The 18,962-nt window shown below is 67.2% G+C and carries 20 protein-coding genes and 1 pseudogene; 14 read left to right on the top strand and 7 right to left on the bottom strand.

Going from position 1 to position 18,962, the window contains the following annotated elements; genetic code table 11:
- Position 1: 1 nt before the first annotated feature.
- The 6 genes and pseudogenes from rpoB (at position 2) to BLW38_RS00080 (ending at position 7,611) form a co-directional block, all read left to right on the top strand.
- Entirely contained in the window at positions 2-1,831 is a 1,830-nt protein-coding gene (gene rpoB / locus BLW38_RS00100) for a DNA-directed RNA polymerase subunit B (protein ID WP_092812612.1), read from the top strand.
- A 14-nt stretch (positions 1,832-1,845) separates the two neighbouring features.
- Positions 1,846-4,776 carry a DNA-directed RNA polymerase subunit A' gene (locus tag BLW38_RS00095; protein ID WP_092812607.1) on the top strand — a complete coding sequence of 977 codons (2,931 nt, stop codon included), beginning with the start codon at positions 1,846-1,848 and terminating at the stop codon, positions 4,774-4,776.
- Positions 4,769-5,035 (top strand): annotated as a pseudogene (locus BLW38_RS16445) (DNA-directed RNA polymerase subunit A''); the annotation flags it as partial. The gene BLW38_RS00095 and the pseudogene BLW38_RS16445, both read left to right, overlap by 8 nt.
- Positions 5,027-6,601, top strand: coding sequence for a DNA-directed RNA polymerase subunit A'' (gene rpoA2, locus BLW38_RS00090; protein WP_245710050.1), 1,575 nt, complete (start codon positions 5,027-5,029; stop codon positions 6,599-6,601). The pseudogene BLW38_RS16445 and the gene rpoA2, both read left to right, overlap by 9 nt.
- Positions 6,601-7,020 (top strand): NusA-like transcription termination signal-binding factor, encoded by a 420-nt coding sequence (locus BLW38_RS00085; protein WP_092812601.1) that lies wholly within the window; start codon positions 6,601-6,603, stop codon positions 7,018-7,020. The genes rpoA2 and BLW38_RS00085 overlap by 1 nt, the downstream gene beginning before the upstream one ends.
- 87 nt (positions 7,021-7,107) lie before the next feature.
- Complete coding sequence (locus BLW38_RS00080) at positions 7,108-7,611, top strand: dihydrofolate reductase (RefSeq protein WP_092812598.1); 504 nt, start codon at positions 7,108-7,110, stop codon at positions 7,609-7,611.
- A 96-nt stretch (positions 7,612-7,707) separates the two neighbouring features.
- On the opposite strand, the gene BLW38_RS00075 is transcribed toward BLW38_RS00080, so the two are convergent.
- Positions 7,708-8,331 carry a histidine phosphatase family protein gene (locus tag BLW38_RS00075; RefSeq protein WP_092812595.1) on the bottom strand — a complete coding sequence of 208 codons (624 nt, stop codon included), beginning with the start codon at positions 8,329-8,331 and terminating at the stop codon, positions 7,708-7,710.
- Between the two features lie 111 nt (positions 8,332-8,442).
- On the opposite strand from BLW38_RS00075, the gene BLW38_RS00070 reads away from it, so the two are divergent.
- The 4 genes from BLW38_RS00070 to BLW38_RS00055 all read left to right on the top strand — a co-directional run bounded on the left by BLW38_RS00070 (position 8,443) and on the right by BLW38_RS00055 (position 10,703).
- Entirely contained in the window at positions 8,443-9,168 is a 726-nt protein-coding gene (locus BLW38_RS00070; protein ID WP_092812592.1) for a hypothetical protein, read from the top strand.
- Between the two features lie 24 nt (positions 9,169-9,192).
- Positions 9,193-9,651 carry a universal stress protein gene (locus tag BLW38_RS00065; protein ID WP_092812589.1) on the top strand — a complete coding sequence of 153 codons (459 nt, stop codon included), beginning with the start codon at positions 9,193-9,195 and terminating at the stop codon, positions 9,649-9,651.
- Between the two features lie 82 nt (positions 9,652-9,733).
- Positions 9,734-10,060, top strand: coding sequence for a NifU family protein (locus tag BLW38_RS00060; RefSeq protein ID WP_394327066.1), 327 nt, complete (start codon positions 9,734-9,736; stop codon positions 10,058-10,060).
- 100 nt (positions 10,061-10,160) lie between these two features.
- On the top strand, positions 10,161-10,703 hold the full coding sequence (locus BLW38_RS00055) for a zinc ribbon domain-containing protein (RefSeq protein ID WP_092812586.1): 543 nt from the start codon (positions 10,161-10,163) through the stop codon (positions 10,701-10,703).
- Positions 10,704-10,720: 17 nt separating this feature from the next.
- On the opposite strand, the gene BLW38_RS00050 is transcribed toward BLW38_RS00055, so the two are convergent.
- Positions 10,721-11,683: a cation transporter gene (locus BLW38_RS00050; protein ID WP_177167382.1), complete on the bottom strand. Its 963-nt coding sequence runs from the start codon at positions 11,681-11,683 to the stop codon at positions 10,721-10,723.
- 135 nt (positions 11,684-11,818) lie between these two features.
- Between BLW38_RS00050 and BLW38_RS00045 the strand changes: the two genes are divergently transcribed.
- Positions 11,819-12,274, top strand: a complete 456-nt coding sequence (locus tag BLW38_RS00045; RefSeq protein ID WP_092812580.1) for a MaoC/PaaZ C-terminal domain-containing protein — start codon at positions 11,819-11,821, stop codon at positions 12,272-12,274.
- Between the two features lie 107 nt (positions 12,275-12,381).
- Positions 12,382-13,830 (top strand): FAD-dependent oxidoreductase, encoded by a 1,449-nt coding sequence (locus BLW38_RS00040; protein WP_092812577.1) that lies wholly within the window; start codon positions 12,382-12,384, stop codon positions 13,828-13,830.
- A 92-nt stretch (positions 13,831-13,922) separates the two neighbouring features.
- Here the strand turns inward: BLW38_RS00040 and BLW38_RS00035 are convergent, their stop codons facing one another.
- On the bottom strand, positions 13,923-14,357 hold the full coding sequence (locus tag BLW38_RS00035; protein ID WP_092812574.1) for a hypothetical protein: 435 nt from the start codon (positions 14,355-14,357) through the stop codon (positions 13,923-13,925).
- 108 nt (positions 14,358-14,465) lie between these two features.
- Between BLW38_RS00035 and BLW38_RS00030 the strand changes: the two genes are divergently transcribed.
- Positions 14,466-15,152 (top strand): haloacid dehalogenase type II, encoded by a 687-nt coding sequence (locus BLW38_RS00030; protein ID WP_092815357.1) that lies wholly within the window; start codon positions 14,466-14,468, stop codon positions 15,150-15,152.
- Between the two features lie 23 nt (positions 15,153-15,175).
- Here the strand turns inward: BLW38_RS00030 and BLW38_RS00025 are convergent, their stop codons facing one another.
- The 4 genes from BLW38_RS00025 to BLW38_RS00010 all read right to left on the bottom strand — a co-directional run bounded on the left by BLW38_RS00025 (position 15,176) and on the right by BLW38_RS00010 (position 18,650).
- A complete protein-coding gene (locus BLW38_RS00025) occupies positions 15,176-15,805 on the bottom strand; it encodes a hypothetical protein (protein WP_177167381.1) in 630 nt (209 codons plus the stop codon).
- Entirely contained in the window at positions 15,798-16,940 is a 1,143-nt protein-coding gene (locus BLW38_RS00020; protein ID WP_092812571.1) for a DUF3179 domain-containing protein, read from the bottom strand. Before BLW38_RS00020 ends, BLW38_RS00025 begins: the two co-directional genes overlap by 8 nt.
- 139 nt (positions 16,941-17,079) lie before the next feature.
- On the bottom strand, positions 17,080-17,325 hold the full coding sequence (locus BLW38_RS00015) for a winged helix-turn-helix transcriptional regulator (RefSeq protein WP_394327070.1): 246 nt from the start codon (positions 17,323-17,325) through the stop codon (positions 17,080-17,082).
- Between the two features lie 155 nt (positions 17,326-17,480).
- The gene (locus BLW38_RS00010; protein ID WP_177167380.1) at positions 17,481-18,650 is read right to left on the bottom strand and encodes an ATP-binding protein; all 1,170 of its coding nucleotides are present in this window, start codon (positions 18,648-18,650) and stop codon (positions 17,481-17,483) included.
- A 32-nt stretch (positions 18,651-18,682) separates the two neighbouring features.
- Between BLW38_RS00010 and BLW38_RS00005 the strand changes: the two genes are divergently transcribed.
- Positions 18,683-18,962, top strand: a 280-nt coding sequence (locus tag BLW38_RS00005; protein WP_245710010.1) for a helix-turn-helix domain-containing protein, incomplete at its 3' end; no start/stop codon positions are given.

The raw sequence follows: 18,962 nt of genomic DNA, 5'->3' as shown, positions 1-18,962 counted from the left end.
TATGGCATCATCAGAACGCGAAGCGAAAGTCTACGTCAACGGGAGCCTCGTCGGGACGCATCCGGACCCGAACGAGCTCGCCGAGCAGATTCGAGAGGCACGGCGACGCGGCGACGTCTCCGAGATGGTCAACGTCTCGGTGAAGGACCGCACCAAGGAAGTGATCGTGAACGCGGACGCGGGCCGGGCGCGCCGACCGTTGATCGTCGTCGAGGACGGCGAACCCCTGCTGTCGGACGAGGACATCGATGCGCTCGAGGATGCGGACCTCGAGTTCGAGGACCTCGTCGACCGCGGCTACGTCGAGTTCATCGACGCCGAGGAGGAGGAGGACGTCTACGTCGCCGTCGACGAGGACGAAGTCTCGGCGGAACACACCCACCTCGAGATCGATCCGCAGCTCATCTTCGGGATCGGTGCGGGGATGATCCCGTACCCGGAACACAACGCCAGCCCCCGGATCACGATGGGCGCGGGGATGATGAAGCAGTCGCTCGGGCTGCCCTCCGCGAACTACCGGATCCGTCCGGACACCCGACAGCACCTGATGCATTACCCGCAGCTGTCGATGGTGAAAACGCAGACCACCGAGCAGATCAACTTCGACGACCGGCCGGCCGCACAGAACTTCGTCGTCGCCGTGATGTCCTATGAGGGGTTCAACATCGAGGACGCGCTCGTGATGAACCAGGGCTCGGTCGATCGTGCGCTCGCACGATCGCACTTCTTCCGAACCTACGAGGGCGAGGAGCGCCGCTACCCCGGCGGCCAGGAGGACCGCTTCGAGATCCCGAGCCAGGACGTCCGCGGCGCGCGCGGCGAGGACGCCTACACCCACCTCGACGAGGACGGCCTCGTCAACCCCGAGACCAAGGTCGACGAGTCCTCAGTCCTGCTCGGCAAGACCAGCCCGCCCCGGTTCCTCGAGGAGCCGGACGACATGGGCGGCCTCTCCCCGCAAAAGCGGCGTGAGACGTCGGTCACGATGCGCTCGGGCGAGGACGGCGTCGTCGACACGGTCACGCTGATGGAGGGCGAGGACGGCTCCAAGCTCTCGAAGGTGAAGGTCCGCGACCAGCGGATCCCGGAACTGGGTGATAAGTTCGCGTCCCGACACGGTCAGAAGGGCGTCGTGGGACACCTGGCGCCCCAGGAAGACATGCCCTTCACCGAGGAGGGACTCGTGCCGGACCTCGTGTTGAACCCGCACGCGCTCCCCTCGCGGATGACCGTCGGCCACGTGCTGGAGATGCTCGGCGGCAAGGTCGGATCGCTACGCGGCGAGCGCGTCGACGGGACGCCGTTCCAGGGCGAGGACGAGGACGAGCTCCGCGGTTCGCTGGAGGAGAACGGATTCAAGTCCTCGGGCAAGGAGGTCATGTACTCGGGCGTCACCGGCGAGAAGATCGAGGCGGAGATCTTCGTCGGCACCATCTTCTACCACAAGCTCTACCATATGGTGTCGAACAAGCTGCACGCCCGCTCCCGCGGGCCGGTGCAGGTGCTCACCCGTCAGCCGACAGAGGGGCGTGCTCGCGAGGGCGGCCTCCGTGTCGGCGAGATGGAGCGTGACACCGTCATCGGCCACGGCGCCGCGATGGTGCTCAACGAGCGGCTGCTGGAGTCCTCGGACGCCGAGCAGGTGTACATCTCCGCGGAGACGGGACTGGTCGCGGTCGAGGACCGCGAACAGCGTCGGGTGTACGACCCGGTCACCGGCGATGAGGACGACATCCACGAGCTGGAGGTCAGCTACGCGTTCAAGCTCCTGCTCGACGAGATGATCGCGCTGGGCATTCGCCCGAAGCTCGAACTGGAGGACGCGGTCTAAACCACACAATGTCAATGCAAACACCGAAACAACTCGGCGGTATCTCCTTCGGGCTGATGGACCCGGAGACGTATCGGGACATGTCCGCCACGAAGGTCATCACGGCGGACACCTACGACGACGACGGCTATCCGATCGATATGGGGCTGATGGACCCCCGGCTCGGCGTCATCGATCCGGGGCTTGAGTGTCGGACCTGCGGCTCCCACTCGGGGTCGTGTAACGGCCACTTCGGCCACATCGAGCTGGCGGCGCCGGTCATCCACGTCGGCTTCACGAAGCTCATCCGGCGGCTGCTCCGATCGACGTGTCGTGAGTGTGGTCGGCTCGCGCTCGAGGAACACGAACGCGAGGAGTTCAGCGACCGCTACGAGCGGGCGCGGGAGCTCGGCGACGACCAAACGGACGTGCTGAAGGCGGCCGTTCGACAGGCTCGGAAGGCCTCGACGTGTCCGTTCTGTGGGGAGCCGCAGGCGGACATCAAACACGAGAAGCCGACGACCTACTACGAGGTTCAGGACGTCCTCTCGGGGGAATACTCCGAACGCATCGCCGAGGCGATGCAGCCCGACCCCGACGAGGAGGACGACACGGGAACCGCGCCCTCCGAACTCGCGGACGAGACCGGGATCGCACTCGACCGGATCAACGACATCCTCGCGGGCGAGTTCCGGCCTCGTGACGAGGACCGACGGGCGATCGAGCGCGCGCTCGACGTCGATCTGACCGAGGAGGACATGAACAAGCTCATGCCCTCGGACGTGCGCGATTGGTTCGAGGACATCCCGGACGAGGACCTGGAGGTGCTCGGCATCGACGCCGAGAACTCTCGACCCGAGTGGATGATCCTGACGGTGTTGCCGGTTCCGCCGGTGACCACCCGCCCGTCGATCACCCTCGACAACGGCCAGCGGTCGGAGGACGACCTCACGCACAAGCTGGTCGACATCATCCGGATCAACCAGCGGTTCATGGAGAACCGCGAGGCGGGCGCGCCACAGCTCATCATCGAGGACCTCTGGGAGCTGTTGCAGTACCACGTCACGACGTTCGTGGACAACGAGATCTCCGGGACGCCTCCGGCTCGACACCGTTCCGGTCGCCCGCTGAAGACGCTCTCACAGCGGCTCAAGGGCAAGGAGGGGCGCTTCCGCGGGTCGCTGTCCGGCAAGCGCGTGAACTTCTCGGCCCGGACCGTCATCTCGCCGGACCCGACCCTCTCGCTCAACGAGGTCGGCGTCCCCGATCGGGTTGCCACCGAGATGACCCAGACGCTGAACGTGACCGAGCGAAACGTCGAGGAGGCGCGTCAGTACGTCCACAACGGACCGGAAGCGCATCCGGGCGCGAACTACGTGCGCCGTCCGGACGGCCGCCGGCTTAAGGTGACCGAGAAGAACTGCGAGGAGCTCGCCGAGAAGGTCGAGGAGGGCTGGGAGGTCAACCGCCACCTGATCGACGGCGACATCGTGATCTTCAACCGGCAGCCGTCGCTGCACCGGATGTCGATCATGGCCCACGAGGTCGTGGTGATGCCGTACAAGACGTTCCGGCTGAACACGACGGTCTGTCCGCCCTACAACGCCGACTTCGACGGCGACGAGATGAACATGCACGCCCTCCAGAACGAGGAGGCGCGGGCGGAGGCGCGCGTGCTGATGCGCGTCCAGGAGCAGATCCTCTCGCCGCGGTTCGGGGAGAACATCATCGGCGCCATTCAGGACCACATCTCGGGGACCTACCTACTCACCCACACCAACCCCGAGTTCACCGAGACGCAGGCGCTCGACCTGCTGCGCGCGACGCGGGTGGACGAGCTGCCCGAGGCCGACGGCGTCAACGATGACGGCGAGGAGTACTGGACCGGCCGATCGCTGTTCTCGGAGCTGCTGCCCGACGACCTCGAGCTCGAGTTTACCTCCTCGACGGGCGACGACGTCGTCATCGAGAACGGCCAGCTCGTGGAGGGGACGATCGACGAGGACGCGGTCGGAGCCTTCGGCGGCGACGTCGTCGACACGATCACCAAGGTCTACAGCGAGACGCGCGCCCGCGTGTTCATCAACGAGGTCGCGGCGCTGGCGATGCGGGCGATCATGCACTTCGGCTTCTCGATCGGGATCGACGACGAGTCCATCCCGCCCGAGGCCGAAGATCAGGTCGACGAGGCGATCGACAACGCCTACGACCGCATCGATGAGCTGATCGAGACCTACGAGGCGGGCGAGCTCGAGAGCCTGCCCGGCCGAACGGTCGACGAGACCCTCGAGATGAAGATCATGCAGACGCTCGGGAAGGCCCGGGACTCGGCCGGCGAGATCGCCGACCAGCACTTCGGCGACGACAACCCGGCGGTCGTGATGGCCCGCTCGGGTGCGCGTGGGTCGATGCTGAACCTCACGCAGATGGCCGGGTGTGTCGGCCAGCAGGCGGTTCGTGGCGAGCGGATCAACCGCGGCTACGAGGACCGAACGCTGTCACACTACCAGCCGAACGACCTCTCGGCGGAGGCCCACGGCTTCGTGGAGAACTCCTACCGCGCCGGCCTGACGCCGCGTGAGTTCTTCTTCCACGCGATGGGCGGCCGCGAGGGGCTCGTCGACACGGCGGTCCGGACCTCCAAGTCCGGCTACCTCCAGCGCCGGCTGATCAACGCGCTCTCGGAGCTCGAGGCGCAGTACGACGGCTCGGTCCGGGACACCTCCGGGACGGTCGTCCAGTTCGAGTTCGGCGAGGACGGCACCTCGCCGATCAAGGTGTCCTCCTCGGAGGACAACGACATCGAGGTCGATCGGATCGCCGACCGCGTCCTCTCGTCGGAGTTCGAGGACGAGGCCGAGAAGAAGGAGTTCCTCGGCCGCAAGCAGCGCCCGACGAACATCTCCGAACACGCCGGGCCCGGCCTGAACAAGGCGCAGGGGCTGGAGGTGGAATCCGATGACTGAAACCGACGACTACGACCACGTCACCGACGACATCGCGGCGCTGATCGAGGACACCGATCTCTCGCGGCGGCTCAAGGAGAACGTCTACGAGACGATCGAGGAGAAGGCCGCCGAATACGGCGGAATCACGACCGAGCAGGCCGCCGACATCATCACCGGCGTCGAGAGCCGGTATCTCGACACCCGGATCGAACCGCTCGACCCCGTCGGGACCGTCTCGGCGCAGTCGATCGGTGAGCCCGGAACGCAGATGAGCGTTCCCTACGACGAGCGCGTCATCGTCCGACGTGACGGCGAGACGGACATCGTTGAGATCGGAGCAGTCGTCGACGACGTGCTCGAGACGCAGGAGAGTCGGGAGATCGACGACCACGAGGTCGCCCTCGCACCGAACGGAATGGAAGTGATCTCGCTTCGGAGCGACGAATCGGTCAAGTGGAAGCCCGTCGAGGAGGTAAGTCGTCACGAGGCACCCGAGGAACTCCTCCGCTTCGAGCTCGAATCCGGACGAACGATCCGTGCGACGAAGGCACACTCGTTCGTGATCAAGGACGGGGGCGAGATCGTCCCGGTCCGCGGCGACTCCCTGTCGGTCGACGACGACCTTCCGACGATCGGCTCATTCGATCCGGACAGTCGGACGGCGGACGTCACTGGATTCGAAACGGCAGTAACTGACGGCGGATCGGTTGCCGTCGCTCCCGAATCGGAAACGACAAGCGGCGACGTCGTCTGGGATCGGATCGAATCGATCGAGACCGTAGAAAGCGACTACGAGTACGTCTACGACTTCTCGGTCGAAGGGCTCGAGACGTTCACCACTGCGGAAGGCGTCGTGACCCACAACACGATGAACACCTTCCACTACGCGGGCGTCGCCGAGATCGACGTCACGCAGGGGCTCCCCCGGCTCATCGAGCTGGTGGACGCCCGGAAGACGCCGGACACGCCGATGATGACGGTCCACCTCGAGGGCGAGTACGCGACCGACCGCGAGAAGGCCCACGAGGTCGTCTGGTCGATCGAGTCGACGAAGATCCTCGCGCTCGGGGACGTCTCAACGAACGTGGCGGACATGCTCGTCCGGATCGATCTGAACGACGAGACGCTGTTGGAGCGGTGGCCGACCCACTCGGACGCGACCGAGGTCGCCGGGATCATCGCCGAGACGATCGAGGACGCGCTCGGCGTCGACACCCGACAGGCCGGCACCGTCATCGAGTTCGGCCCGAACCAGCCGAGCTACCGCGAGCTGCTCCAGCTCGTCGAGCAGCTCCGCGAGGTCGTCTTCAAGGGCATCGAGGAGGTCGAACGCGTCGTCATCCGGAAGGAGCAACTGGATGACGGCGAGGAGTTCGTCCTCTACACCGAGGGGTCCGCCTTCGGCGACGTGCTCCCGATCGAGGGCGTCGACGACACCCGAACGACGTGTAACAACATCCACGAGATCTATCGCAACCTCGGGGTCGAGGCGGCCCGCGAGGCGATCATCGACGAGACGATGAACACGCTCGAAGAGCAGGGTCTCGACGACGTGAACATCCGGCACCTGATGCTGGTCGCCGACATTATGACGAACAACGGCGAGATCGAGTCGATCGGCCGCCACGGCATCTCCGGCTCGAAGGACTCGGTGCTCGCGCGGGCGGCCTTCGAGGTGACGGTCAACCACCTGCTGGACGCGGCAGTCCACGGCGAGTACGACGAGCTCGACGGCGTCATCGAGAACGTCATCGCCGGCAAGCCCGTCTCCATCGGTACCGGCGACGTCAACCTCCGGATGGGATCGGGAGCGAGCGGCAACTCCGGGCCGGCCGACGACTGATGCGCGTCGAGCTCTCCGACGAGGCGCGCCGGTTCATCGCCCGATTCGACGAGGTGACCGGCGTGACGCCGACGGACTGCCTCGTGGAGGGTGACCGGCTGGTGTTCGTGATCCCTGCGGGGGAGATGGCGGCGGCGATCGGACAGGGCGGCGAGACCGTCCAGCGTGCTGAAGAGCGGCTCGACCGGTCGATCGAGCTCGTCGAGGATGCCGATACCCCGGAGGCGTTCGTCGCGAGTGCGCTCGCACCGGCGGCGGTCCGAGCGGTGACCATCTCCGAGCAGAACGACCGCGTCGCCTACGTCGAGGTCGCCGAGGCCGACCGCGGAGTGGCCATCGGCGAGGAGGGGGAGACGATCGAGACCGCGCGGCGGCTCGCGAAGCGGCACGTCGACGTCGACGACATCCAGTTGACGTGAGACTGAGACGGATGGCGGGGCCACGCCGCCACGCGTGACCGTGCCATCGGCGACGACTATTCCACGCTCGAACGGCTAGCCGTAGGTATGGAGATCGACCTCATCGCGGCGGTCGACCGCGACGGCGCGATCGGGACCGGCGAGGACGTTCCCTGGGAGTACCCCGAGGACATCACGCAGTATCGCGATCGGATCGGCGACGCCCCGACGATCATGGGGAGACGGACGTTCGACCAGATGAGCGATCCGCCGGGGGATCCGGTGATCGTGTTGACCCGGACACCCTCGCTCGAGTCGACGGACCCCAGGGTCCAATTCGTCACCGATCCGACTGTGGCGATCGATGATGCCGCCGCGACGGGGGCAGACCGCGTCTTCATCAACGGCGGCGAGGCCGTCTACCGGATCTACGTCCCGTATGCGACCGGCGCGTACGTCTCGGAGATCCCCGAACGAAGCGGCGGCAACGTGTCCTTCCCGTACCTCGGAGCAGGATGGGATGTGACGGAGACGATCGAGTACGACCGGTTCGATCTCGTTCGGTATCGCAATCGCGATCCGGTTCCGGTGTCGTCGCTTGCGGACGACTGAGTGTGGGTCCGGGACGGTGTGTGAGTTCGGGATCGACTATCGATCTGGGGCCGAGTGTGGACCCGAGATCGAGTGTGGACCCGGGGAACGGACGGATCAGCCGGAGTCGGACAGGGACGGCACGTGCCCGGCGAGATCGATCCGGCCGTCACGGATCCAGGTTATCGATCCGTTCTCGAACGAGTGACGGGTGAGCGCGGTCGTGAGGTCCAGATCCCGAAGTCGACCGAAGGCGAGCCGGATCGGGTTGTGATGCGTCACGGCGATGACGGTGCAGTCGGCCGACCGCGCACGCTCCCTGAGGTCGGCGACGGCGTCGAGAACGCGGTCACGGACGTCGATCCAGCTCTCGCCGCTATCCGGGGTGTAGGTGGCGGCATCGGATCCATCGGCGAGGAGGTCGAGCTCCGGAAACCGATCGAAGAGATCCGTGGAATCGAGCCCCTGATAGCGGCCGAAGTCCCGCTCACGGAGGCGCGAGTCGGTCGTCGGCTCGACGTCGAACGCCGCAGCGATCGGGGCGGCCGTCTCGCGAGCGCGGGCGAGGTCGGAGGTGACGAGCGTGACGTTGGCGTCCTCGTGCTCGGCCGCGAGATGACGGGCGAGGCGGCGAGCCTGGCGGCGGCCGGCGGCGTTCAGCCCCACCGGCGCCCAGCCCTGCACGCGACCCGCGGCGTTCCAGGAGGTTTCACCGTGGCGGACCAACAGGATCTCGGACACGGACGACCTTGATGAACGGTGGCTAAAGGGATTTCCCCGTCCCGTACGGTTCGGCTACCGCACGCGAACCACGACGCGTATTGCCGCGGGCGACGTATCCCGCGTCGAACGATGGCGCTCGAGGACGTGACGTCGACGGCGCTGCAGGAGGCGATCACCGACGTCGTCACGGAGATGCGCACGGCAAGGCGGAAAGCGATCGAGAGACATCCGTCCGACCGGAAACGGTGGGAGTACGACGGCCGGACGTGGTACTGGCCGGGTGGGGAGGAGTTGCCGTATTTCTTCGAGCTGTGTGACGGCGAGGACGAGGTACTCTCGGCGTTGGAGGCCCGGTTCGGTCTCACCCGGGTCGGGGTGGGGACGGGGCGCGTCGCCCTCGCCGTTCCCGTCGGGAACGAGTCGATCGATGCCGCCGCGACGAGCGGATCGATCACCACCCCCGACGGAGGCGAATCGGGCCCGTCGGAGGCCGACCGGGTGATCAAGCTGGCGCGATACGGCCCGAGCGCGGAGATGGGCGACGGACGCCGACAGAACCGACGGGAGCAAACGCTGTGGGCGACGATCGCCGCGCACCCGTTCCTGCCGGTCATCGATGCGGACCCCGACGGCGACTGGATACTGATGCCCCGCGTGCGCGTTCGAACGGCCGACGATCCGGAAACCGAGCCGGCGCTACGGGCGGTTCGTGAGACGCTGAACCCGTACGCCGATCGGGTGCATTTCGACGAGTTGAAGCCCGAAAACGTCGGTCGATGGCGGGGTCGTGACTGGCTCGTCGATTACGGTCGACCGCCCACGGACGGCCCGGAACGGGGAGTCGATCGATTTTAGGAGGGTTAGGGGATAATAGGTCCTATGAGCATCGAGACGATCCTGCTGGGCGTGGGAACGGATGGCGACGAACAGGTCCGACGGCTTGCCGAGGAGACCGTCGACGTCGCCGGCCCGTGTGAGGCCGAGGTCGTGTTGGCACACGTCTTCACCGAGGAGGCGCTGGAGGAGAGCCGGGAGCGGTTGAACATCGATCCGGGCAGCGAGGCGGCGACGCCCGACGGCGTCGCGAAGCGACACGCCACGATCCGCGATCTGGCCGACGCGATGGAGGAGTCCGACGTCGAGTACCGCGTGCGCGGCGCGGTCGGCGACCACGGTCAGGCGATCGCGGACCTGGCCGAGGAGGAAACGGCCGACCGCGTGGTCGTCGGCGGGCGAAAGCGGTCGCCGACCGGGAAGGCCGTCTTCGGGAGCACCGCCCAAACGGTGATGCTCTCCTCGCCGTGTCCCGTGACGTTCGTGCGCGAGGACACCCGGTAACGATCGACGCCGCACCCGGGAGGCCGATCGAGACGCGACCGGATCGACCGCAAGGTTCCCAAGGCTCGGGCCCGAAGGGCGGATGATGAGCGAGTCCCTGGCGGACCGGATCGAGACGTGGATGGTCGGACAGATGCCGATCATCCAGATGCACGGCGGCACGAGCGTCGTCCGGGAGGCGGATCCCGAGACCGGCGAGGTCGTCGTCGAGCTCGGCGGCACCTGTTCGGGCTGTGGGATCTCGAACGTGACGGCGACGAACATCAAACGTGACCTGCTCGCGGACTTCGAGGCGGTCACCGACGTGACGGTTCGCGTGCCCTCCTCGGGGGATCAGGGCGCCTCGACCGTCGAGGGCGGCCGAGGCGGGGAGCTGCAACACGAGACCGACGCCGCCGACCACTTCTAACGGATCGACGACGTCCGGCCGCGTCCAGCGATTCCACAGCACCCGACGCGGGCGACATCCGGCGGTCACGTTTATATCGCGAGACTCGCAAGGATCGAGTATGTCGAGACGTTCGGATCGGGGATCACCCGATCGGTCGGTACGAGCCGACGAGGTGTACTGTACGAGCTGCGGTGAACCGATCAAACGGGAGGCCGAGCTGTGCCCCAACTGCGGCGTCCGAAACGACGCGGCGGGGGGCGGCCGACGAGGGTCGGGAGGTGCAGGCGGCGGTCGTCCCGCCGCCGGCGCCACGGCCTCGGCCGGGACGGCGGCGTCAGGGGCCGGACCGGCCACCACGGGCGGGACCACCGTGTCCGACACGTGGTGGTACGGCGTCGCGGGAGCGACCGCGCTGTGGGTGCTGCTTCTGATCGCGTCCGGTGCCGGCGGCAACCTCGGCGCGATCGGCGGCCTGTTGCTGCTTGTTGCGTGGGTCGGACTCCCGGTCTCGGCGTACTTCGACATCCAGTACGTGAGCGCCAACAGCGACTGGGACCCGAACGCGGTGCTGTGGGTCATCGGACTCGCGATCTGGTTCGTGGGGATCGTCGCGGGAGTGGTCTACCTCTACCGGCGACACGAGACCCTGGGCACGCCGTGAGGGCGTCGTGCGCTGTGCTACTCGTCGGTCGACGTGGCGACGGTGGACGTTGCAGTCGACGTGCGGGCTGACGTGGCGGTCGGCGTGGACGTATCGTCGACGCCCGCATCGGAAGCGCGTCCCGCGGTCGACGCCGACGGCGTCGAATCGGGGCTGGCGATGGACGCCTCCAGACCGAGCCCGTGTTGGACCGTAAGCCAGCCGAGGACGGTCAGAACGACGACGTCGAAGTGGACCTGCGTCGTGGAGAGATCGACGGCGGCGGTGACCCCGACGAGGACGACGGCAACGCTATAGAGATAGGTTGGCACCGCGACGGCCGCGGCGACGAGCGACGGAGTGACGGTTCCGGCCGACAGGGCCGCACGGGCCCGGTCGAGCATCGGCTTGCCGGCGAACCGGAGCACGATCCCCGAGAGGACGGCGACGTTCAGGTAGAAGTTGAAGCCACCGGTCGTCGCCAGTCCCGACCGCAGGAGCGCGGCGATCTCGGGGCCGAGCAGCCACTCGAACCGCATCGGGTAGACCACGCTCGCGTACGGAACGAGCGCCATCAATCCCGCCAACACGCCGGCGGCGAACCGTGCGTCGGCCCACTGTCGCGCCCGGCGGTTCCGGAAGGCGTCGTCGCAGCTCTCGACCGTCCGGCCGATATCGGTCAGTCGATCGACGAGATCCGCGGGCGTTCGAACGTCCGGATCGTAGTACACGCCCACCGTCTCCGTGCCGTAGCTCGCGGTCGCGCCGTGGACGCCCGCGAGTCGTTCAAGCGCTGCCTCGATCCGGTCGGGACAGTTGAGACAGTCGAACCCGTCGACCTCGAAGACGACGTGGGACGCGTCGTCGGGTGCGTAGGTTCTCGAGGGTGCTGACGGACCGGCGGTGCCGTCGGCGCTCTCCGGTTCCGTCCCGTCCCTGCAGTGTTGACAGCGGTGCGCGGCGTGTCCGGTCGTCGAGGAGTCCTGCGTCGTGGTCGACATCGTGATCCCAGCCTCTACCGGAAATCGACCGCCAGCGATCATCAATCCACCGATATGATACACCAAAATCCGGACGTAATAAAATCGGCGGCGGAACACGTATGGGGCGGGCACGCGGATCGATGGCCATCGCCGATGCGCCACTTCGAGGACTTCACCGTCGGGGAAACCGACCGCTTCGGGTCGGTCACGATGACCCGCACCGAGATCGTCGCATTCGCCGAGGAGTACGACCCTCAACCGTTCCACACCGACGCGGATCGGGCGGCCGAGTCGCGTTATGGAGGGATCATCGCGAGCGGACTGCACACGTTCGCCGTGACGATCCGGCTGCTGTCCGAGCATCTCACCGCCGACGCCGCGTTCGTCGGCGCGATGGGGATCGACGAGCTCCGGTGGCCCGCACCGGTGCGACCCGACGAGACGGTGTCGGTCGAAACGCGGGTCGTGCGGACTGAGGAGCGATCCCCGAAAACCGGACTGGTCGAGTTCGACACGACGGTCCACGGCGACGCCGATCCCGTGTTGGGAATGCGGCCGTTGTTGCTGTTCGACCGGCGTGAGCCCGGACCGGGGACGGACCGAGACTGAGACCGAGTTCGAAGCACCGACTCGGCTTGAGCGGCGCGTCCCGGGCGCGGCCGGGCTACCCCGAGCTCACTCGGTTACTTATATCGTTCCGTGGAGAGAGATCGAGTATGACCGACCCATTCGTCGTCATCGGCGGCGACGCCGCGGGGCTGAGCGCTGCGAGCAAGCTGAAGCGGGAACGGCCGGACCGAGACGTGATCGTCTTCGAGAAGGGGTCGTGGGTGTCCTACGCACAGTGCGGAATGCCCTACTACGTGAAAGGCGAGGTCGAGTCCCTGCGTGATCTCCTCTCGTTGACTCCCGAGGCGGTCGCCGACCGCGGGATCGACCTCCGGCGGCGCCACGAGGTCGTGGCGGTGAACACGGCGGATCGAACCGTGACGGTCGAGAGTGAATCGACCCGGTTCGAACGGTCGTATGGCGACCTCATCGTGGCGACCGGCGCGCACGCGGTCGCGGACCCGATCGCGGGGGGCGATCTGACCGGCGCGTTCACGATGCACAGTATGGACGCCGCCGCGGCGCTGCGAGCGTTTCTCACGCCGCCGAATGCCGTCGGCACCGATATCGAGAAGGGTGGTGTGGTCCCGGACCTCGAATACGTCGACGCCGAGCGCGTCGAACGGTACGCCGAAATGGAACCGCCGACGGGCGTCGCGATCGTCGGCGGCGGATACGTCGGCGTCGAGATGGCCGAGGCGTTCAGCGCACACGACCTCGACGTCCATCTCTTCCAGCGGCCCGACCGGCTGCTGCCGGAGTTCGGTCAGGCGGTCGGCGAGACGGTCGAAGCGACGCTCGTCGACCACGGTGTCGACGTCCGGATCGGAACCGAAGTCGAGCGGCTGGCCGGAACGGACCGGGTCGAGGCCGTCGTCACCGCGGACGAACGGGTGTCGGTCGATCTCGCGCTGATCGGGATCGGCGTGCGACCGAACGCGGGGATCGTCGACGATACCCCGATCGAACGCGGCGCGTCGGGCGCGATCGCGACCGACGAGTACGGCCGAACGACGGCGGGCCGGGTGTTCGCCGCGGGCGACTGCGCAGAGATGCGACACGCGGTGACCGGCGAGCCCGACTGGGTACCGCTCGGACTGACGGCCAACCGGGCCGGGCGGGCGATCGGGAGCACGGTCGCCGGGGATCCCACGCCGGTCGGCGAGATCGCGGGCACCGCGGCCGTGAAGGCGTTCGACCAGGAGTGCGGACGGACGGGGATCCTTGATCACGGCCGGGCCCGTGAGGCCGGGTTCGATCCCGTCTCCGAGACCGTCACGGCCGGATCGCGGTCGGGGTACTATCCCGGCGCCGCCGAGACGACGGTGACGCTCACCGCCGATCGCGAAACCGGGCGGCTGCTGGGCGGCAGCATCGTGGGAACCGACCGCGCCGCGATCCGGATCGACACGCTCGCGACCGCGCTCGAATCCGACCTCACCGTCCCGAAACTCGAGCGGCTCGATCTCGCCTACGCCCCGCCGTTCAGCCCGGTCTGGGATCCGGTTCTGGTCGCGGCGAAGGTGCTGAACGGCAGACTCTCCGACGCCGAGTGACTCGGCCGGGGCAAGCGGTTTGACCGAGAGCGGTTTGACCGAGACGTGCCGGACGAGCGCCGCTGATCGTGCTCGTCACCGCCGTCCTCGCGTTACATTCTCCGGCCCGATTCCGTCGGGCCATCCCGCGTCATAACGAGCCCGCTGACCAGCATCAACAGGGCCAACGCAACCATTCCCGCATCCCACCCCATTCCGGCGGTCACGCCCATTCCGGCCCCACCGCCGGTCATACCGCCGCCAGCCATTCCGGACGTGCCTCCAACGGCCAACATACCGACCCCATACAGAATTTGGAGGAGGAGCATCACGACCGCGTAGCCGACCATCAACGGTCCGCTAACGCCCCCGAGCCGGGTGGCGGCGTCCGTGAGCAAGGCGACGCCGTGGACGATCACGACGACGCCGATCAGACCCATGATCCAGCCGCCGACGCCCATTCGTGAGCCCGTTATGGCGCTCGTGACGGAGTACAGGCCGGACGCGACGGCGATCGCGGCGCCGTACAGGCGCGTGTGCGAGACCATACCCGCGATACGAGCGCAAGCCGTATAGAGACACCAGGTGAGCGAGTGGAAACCGGGTGAGGAAGGGAAAGCCGGAGGGTTATCACCTCGGGGCTCGTGGAGACGGTGATGAGCTTCGACCCCGAGCGCGTTCGAACCGTGACCTTCGACTCGTACAGCACGCTCGTCGACGTGGACGCGGCCGAGTCCGCGCTTGCCGACCGCGTGTCCGACCCCGAACCGGTCTCGAAGCTCTGGCGGGCGCGGTCGATCGAGTACACCTTCGTCGCGAACCACCTCGACGCCTACCAACCCTTCTACGAGATGAACCGGGACGCGCTCCAGTACGCCCTCGACGCCCACGGCGTCGACCTCCCGCGGGAGGAACGCGACGAGATCCTCGCGGTCTACCACGAGCTCGACGTCTTCGCGGACGTCCGCGAGGGGATCGAGCGGCTCCGGGAGGCCGGCTACGACTGTTACGTCGTCTCCAACGGAAACCCGGAGATGCTGGCCTCGATGGTGGAACACGCCGACATCGGCGACCTCGTGGTAGACACGATCAGCGCCGACGAGGTCCGGACGTTCAAACCCGCCGCCGAGATCTACCGCCACGCCGCGGCGCGAACGGGGACGCCGATCGACGGGATCGCCCACGTGACCGCCGGCTGGTTCGACGTCCAGGGGGCGAAACACGCCGGCATGCAGGGCGTCTGGGTCGACCGGAAGGGGACGCCGTGGGAGCCGTTCGGTTCCGACCCGAACCTGATCGTGGAATCGCTCCACGAGCTGGCCGACGCGTTGGACGAGGCGTAACGCGGGATCGATCCGGCGATCGGTCACACCAGCGCGGGATCGATCCGGCGGCCGACCAGAAGGAGCCCGGCGACGAGCAACACGACGGCGACCGGCACCAACAGCTGGAACGCCGCGACGAGTGCCGCGCTCGCCTGGATCCCGACGACGAGCAGGATCGTTGGACCACAGCAAGCCGCTCCGGACAACAGCGCCGGGACGCCGGCCAGGATCCCGGTCGAGGACTCGAGTCCGCAGGCTCGCGGCTGGACCACGCCCAGATACGTGAGCGCGGCGTTCGCTCCGACCAGAAGCGCGAGGACCGTCCCGACCAGCACGTTGAGCGGGGCAAACAGGTACGTGACCGGCCCCGCGGAGACGACGGCGATCGCGCCGAACCGGAGGAACCCGAGGCGGGCGACCGCTCGCGAGAGGTCCGCCGCGGTCCGGATCGAGACCGTCCCCGTGTCCCGGCCGACCAGCGAGAGGTCGCCGACGGTGACAAGATACAGGCAGAGGTACCCGAGGGCGACGCCGAAAAGGAGGAGTCCGGAGTCCCGCCGCTCGATGGCGGCCGTGAGGGCGACGCGGGTGCGGGCGAGGACGCTGGCATCGGCGGGGTCGGCGGCGTCGCCATCGGTCGGGACGGGAGTCGAGGGGCCGGGATCAGTCATACAGGGTCGTCTCGGGGTAGAATCCGCGCCAGGCGAACCACATCGCGTCGAACGCGTCGACCCGTTCGAGCGGGAGGTCCGCCGGCGGATGCGTGCCACCGTCGGCGCCGTGGACCCGACCACGCCGGTAGTCGAATCGACGGGTGTCGGGGTTTAAAAACACGTACCCCGTATCCAGGGCCTGGTCGTAGGTCGCCACCACGGGGGTCCCACCGAGCTCCCCGCGGACGAGTTTCGCATCCCGGAGGTGGTTCTTCTCGACGGCGAACGCGCCCGCGGCCGTCCGCGCGCCGATGACGACGCGTTTCGGCTCGAGACGCTCGTCCGTGGCGAGCGGCGGAAACATCGGCGAGGATTCAGGTTCGTAGTACCCGAGTCGCGGATTGTAGGTCCCGTACGGGTCGTCATCGTAGTTTCGTGCGAATCCCGTCTCGCGGGAGAGAACCCGCGTCTCCGGATGTCGATCCACCCACCGTTCCCACGTCGTCCAGACGACCCGGAACTCCCGGAGCGACCGCGTTGCCGGCGACTCGTTCCACGGCCCCGGGATCGCCGTCGCGAGCACCTGCGGCCACCACGTCTCGGTGGCCCGATCGTACATGATCAGGTTGTTGTTCACCAGGCGGCCGGAGACGCCGAACGTCGTGTCGCCGCGTTCGAATCCCATCGCGGTCCCGGTCAACGGACAGTAGGTGACGCTGACCGGAACGCCGTCGACGACGTCGTTGCAGATCTCGTGGGAGACGAGTATCGACTGCGGGTAGGCCTTGACCGCGTCCCCCCTGGCGAGTCCGAACACGGGATCGCCGGGATTCAGCCGCTCGGCAGCCGCCGCGGCGGTGACGAACTGCGGATCGTCGATGGCGGGGATCCCGTCCTTGGGCGGCCCGCCGGAGATCGCACGGTCCCGGATCGACGACGAATTCATCGGGAGCGGCAGCGTGTCGTCCCGCGTTGGCGGTCCGGATCGGTCGGCGGTCGACGGATCGGACGACCCGTCGCCCTCGGTCGGGGAGTCGGTCGAGGACGCGGAGCCGGCGCTGCCGACTCCCCGATCGCCGAGACACCCGGCGAGGGCCGCGGCTCCGGTGCCGACGCTGACGAGGGCGGCCCGTCGCGTCACGCTATTCGTCATACGTTACCATACTACTTCCCGGGACAAAAGAACGTCCTAACCCGGACGTAACCGCGGTTCTCGCCCATATCTGCGTGGGACGACGGTCTGCGGACGAGCGGAACGGACCTCGACCTGCGGCTAGTCGGGTGGCCCGTGGCTAGTTGGGGGGAGCCAAATGCTGGACGCCCCAATCCCGCATCGCATAGATCACCGGTTCGAGGGAACGGCCGTGGTCGGTCAGCGAGTACTGTACGCGAAACGGCTTCTCGTTGATGATCTCGCGTTCGACGAGCCGGTTTTCCTGCAGGTCCTCGAGGCTGTCGGAGAGCACCCTGCTCGAGATGCCGTCGACGGCGTCCTGGAGTTCGTTGACGAGACGCAAATCGTCTCGTTCGCCAACCAGAACGCGGAGCGTTCTGGTGACGCCTAAAGGCGCGGGTATTCTCCTTTTTTTATAACGGTTTCCTCCGAAAAGTCGGTTGAGAGTGACTGTTGAGTTGAAACGGAGGCGGCCTCACCACGCGAGCAACGGACGCAGCAGTCCGACGGTGGAGGGCGTCACCGGAGGAACTCGACCGGCGGATCCTCGCGATCGAACTCGCCGATCGATCGGTTTCCGAGCCACCAGAAGCTCGTCCCGAGAACGGCTCCCCAGAGGACGTGCCCGACGAACCCGAGCGCCGAGAGGTTCGGGAGCGCACTGGGCAGCCCCACCAGCGAGAGCCAGACGGGCATGATCAGGCCGGCGGCGACCAGCCAGAGGACGATCCCCCAGAGCACGCCGACGGTTCCGACCGAGACCGGGTTTCGAGCGTGTCGCCGGAGTCGCGACCACGAGCATCCCGCGGCGAAGAGAAGCCCGAAGACGACGCTGTGGAACAGGTGGGTGATCCACCCCACCACCGGGCGCTCGACGCCGTAGAGCGCGCCGATCACGGGGAGCAGGCCGCTCGCGATCTGGAAGAACAGCCCCATCGCCAGCCCGGCGACGAGGCTCGCGGCGACGGCCCGACGGAGGTTCGGGAACGTTACGGAGACGGATTCCACGAGCGGGTCCGGGAGGGAGTGTCGGGGAAGCACGAGCGTGATGGTCGTTCCGTCCCCGTCGATCCCGTCGGCGGTGACGCGGACCTGGCCGCCGTACCGGCCGACGATGAGGTGAACGATCTGCAGACCGAATCCCGCTGAGGGATCGTCGTACTCCGGGAACTCCCCCGCAGTCAACAGGTCGCGCTGGTCGGCGGACAGCCCCGTTCCGTCGTCGCTGACCGACACCGTCACGGTGTCGGGCGCCTCGCGGATCCCGACCGCGACGCGGTCCGTCGTCCCGTGTTCGACGGCGTTCTCGAGCAGTTCATCGATGGCGAGGCGGATCCGATCGTCGCCCACGACCTGGGTGTCCGTCCCGTCCGTCTCCAGGTCCGCGCGCACGGTCACGTCCGGATGGTCGCGTTCGAACGCGGCGACGGCGTCCGTGACGGCCGCCTCGAGATCCACTCGTCGGGTCGTCTCGAACGGCTGTGCGACCGACGCGACCTCCTCGACCGTCGACCGGATCCGGTCTGCGGCGGCGTCGATCGCCCGTATTGACCGCGATCGCGGATCGGCCGTCTCGCGCAGGAGATCGGCGTGCCCGTCGACGATCGCCGCCGCGTTTATCGGCGGACAAGGCGAATACCTCGAGGCTTGACCTCGGGGATGAAGCCGACAACTCGTGATACAAACCACTAAATGAATATGTCACTAATCAATAGACAGCGATGGAACACAGTCACCGCTACCACGCTTACCCGACACAAGAGGTAGCGGCTGGACTGGAACACCATCTGGATGTTCATCGCCAGCTCTACAACCACGTCCGCTGGGACTACGAACAAGCCCCGGAAGACAATAAGCCGAGTGAGTACGACCAGAACAACAAACTTCCCGACTGGAAGCGAAAGTGGCCCGTCTTCAGTAAACTACACTCAAAGGCCGCCCAAGCCACCGTCGCACGCTTCTATCGGAACCTCTCGAACCTTCGCAAGAAGAAAGAGAAGG

The sequence above is a fragment of the Halopenitus malekzadehii genome (assembly GCF_900108505.1).
In the GTDB taxonomy this organism is placed as follows: Archaea; Halobacteriota; Halobacteria; order Halobacteriales; family Haloferacaceae; genus Halopenitus; species Halopenitus malekzadehii.
Note: the sequence above shows the minus strand (reverse complement) of the source record. Positions and strands in the feature narration are given on the sequence as shown.

Excerpts from the sequence above, each read along its gene's own strand:
- rpoB (WP_092812612.1), top strand. The coding sequence starts at position 2 with ATGGCATCATCAGAACGCGAAGCGAAAGTCTACGTCAACGGGAGCCTC.
- BLW38_RS00095 (WP_092812607.1), top strand. The coding sequence starts at position 1,846 with ATGCAAACACCGAAACAACTCGGCGGTATCTCCTTCGGGCTGATGGAC.
- rpoA2 (WP_245710050.1), top strand. The coding sequence starts at position 5,027 with ATGAGCGTTCCCTACGACGAGCGCGTCATCGTCCGACGTGACGGCGAG.
- BLW38_RS00085 (WP_092812601.1), top strand. The coding sequence starts at position 6,601 with ATGCGCGTCGAGCTCTCCGACGAGGCGCGCCGGTTCATCGCCCGATTC.
- BLW38_RS00080 (WP_092812598.1), top strand. The coding sequence starts at position 7,108 with ATGGAGATCGACCTCATCGCGGCGGTCGACCGCGACGGCGCGATCGGG.
- BLW38_RS00070 (WP_092812592.1), top strand. The coding sequence starts at position 8,443 with ATGGCGCTCGAGGACGTGACGTCGACGGCGCTGCAGGAGGCGATCACC.
- BLW38_RS00065 (WP_092812589.1), top strand. The coding sequence starts at position 9,193 with ATGAGCATCGAGACGATCCTGCTGGGCGTGGGAACGGATGGCGACGAA.
- BLW38_RS00060 (WP_394327066.1), top strand. The coding sequence starts at position 9,734 with ATGATGAGCGAGTCCCTGGCGGACCGGATCGAGACGTGGATGGTCGGA.
- BLW38_RS00055 (WP_092812586.1), top strand. The coding sequence starts at position 10,161 with ATGTCGAGACGTTCGGATCGGGGATCACCCGATCGGTCGGTACGAGCC.
- BLW38_RS00050 (WP_177167382.1), bottom strand. The coding sequence starts at position 11,683 with ATGTCGACCACGACGCAGGACTCCTCGACGACCGGACACGCCGCGCAC.
- BLW38_RS00045 (WP_092812580.1), top strand. The coding sequence starts at position 11,819 with ATGCGCCACTTCGAGGACTTCACCGTCGGGGAAACCGACCGCTTCGGG.
- BLW38_RS00040 (WP_092812577.1), top strand. The coding sequence starts at position 12,382 with ATGACCGACCCATTCGTCGTCATCGGCGGCGACGCCGCGGGGCTGAGC.
- BLW38_RS00035 (WP_092812574.1), bottom strand. The coding sequence starts at position 14,357 with ATGGTCTCGCACACGCGCCTGTACGGCGCCGCGATCGCCGTCGCGTCC.
- BLW38_RS00030 (WP_092815357.1), top strand. The coding sequence starts at position 14,466 with ATGAGCTTCGACCCCGAGCGCGTTCGAACCGTGACCTTCGACTCGTAC.
- BLW38_RS00025 (WP_177167381.1), bottom strand. The coding sequence starts at position 15,805 with ATGACTGATCCCGGCCCCTCGACTCCCGTCCCGACCGATGGCGACGCC.
- BLW38_RS00020 (WP_092812571.1), bottom strand. The coding sequence starts at position 16,940 with ATGACGAATAGCGTGACGCGACGGGCCGCCCTCGTCAGCGTCGGCACC.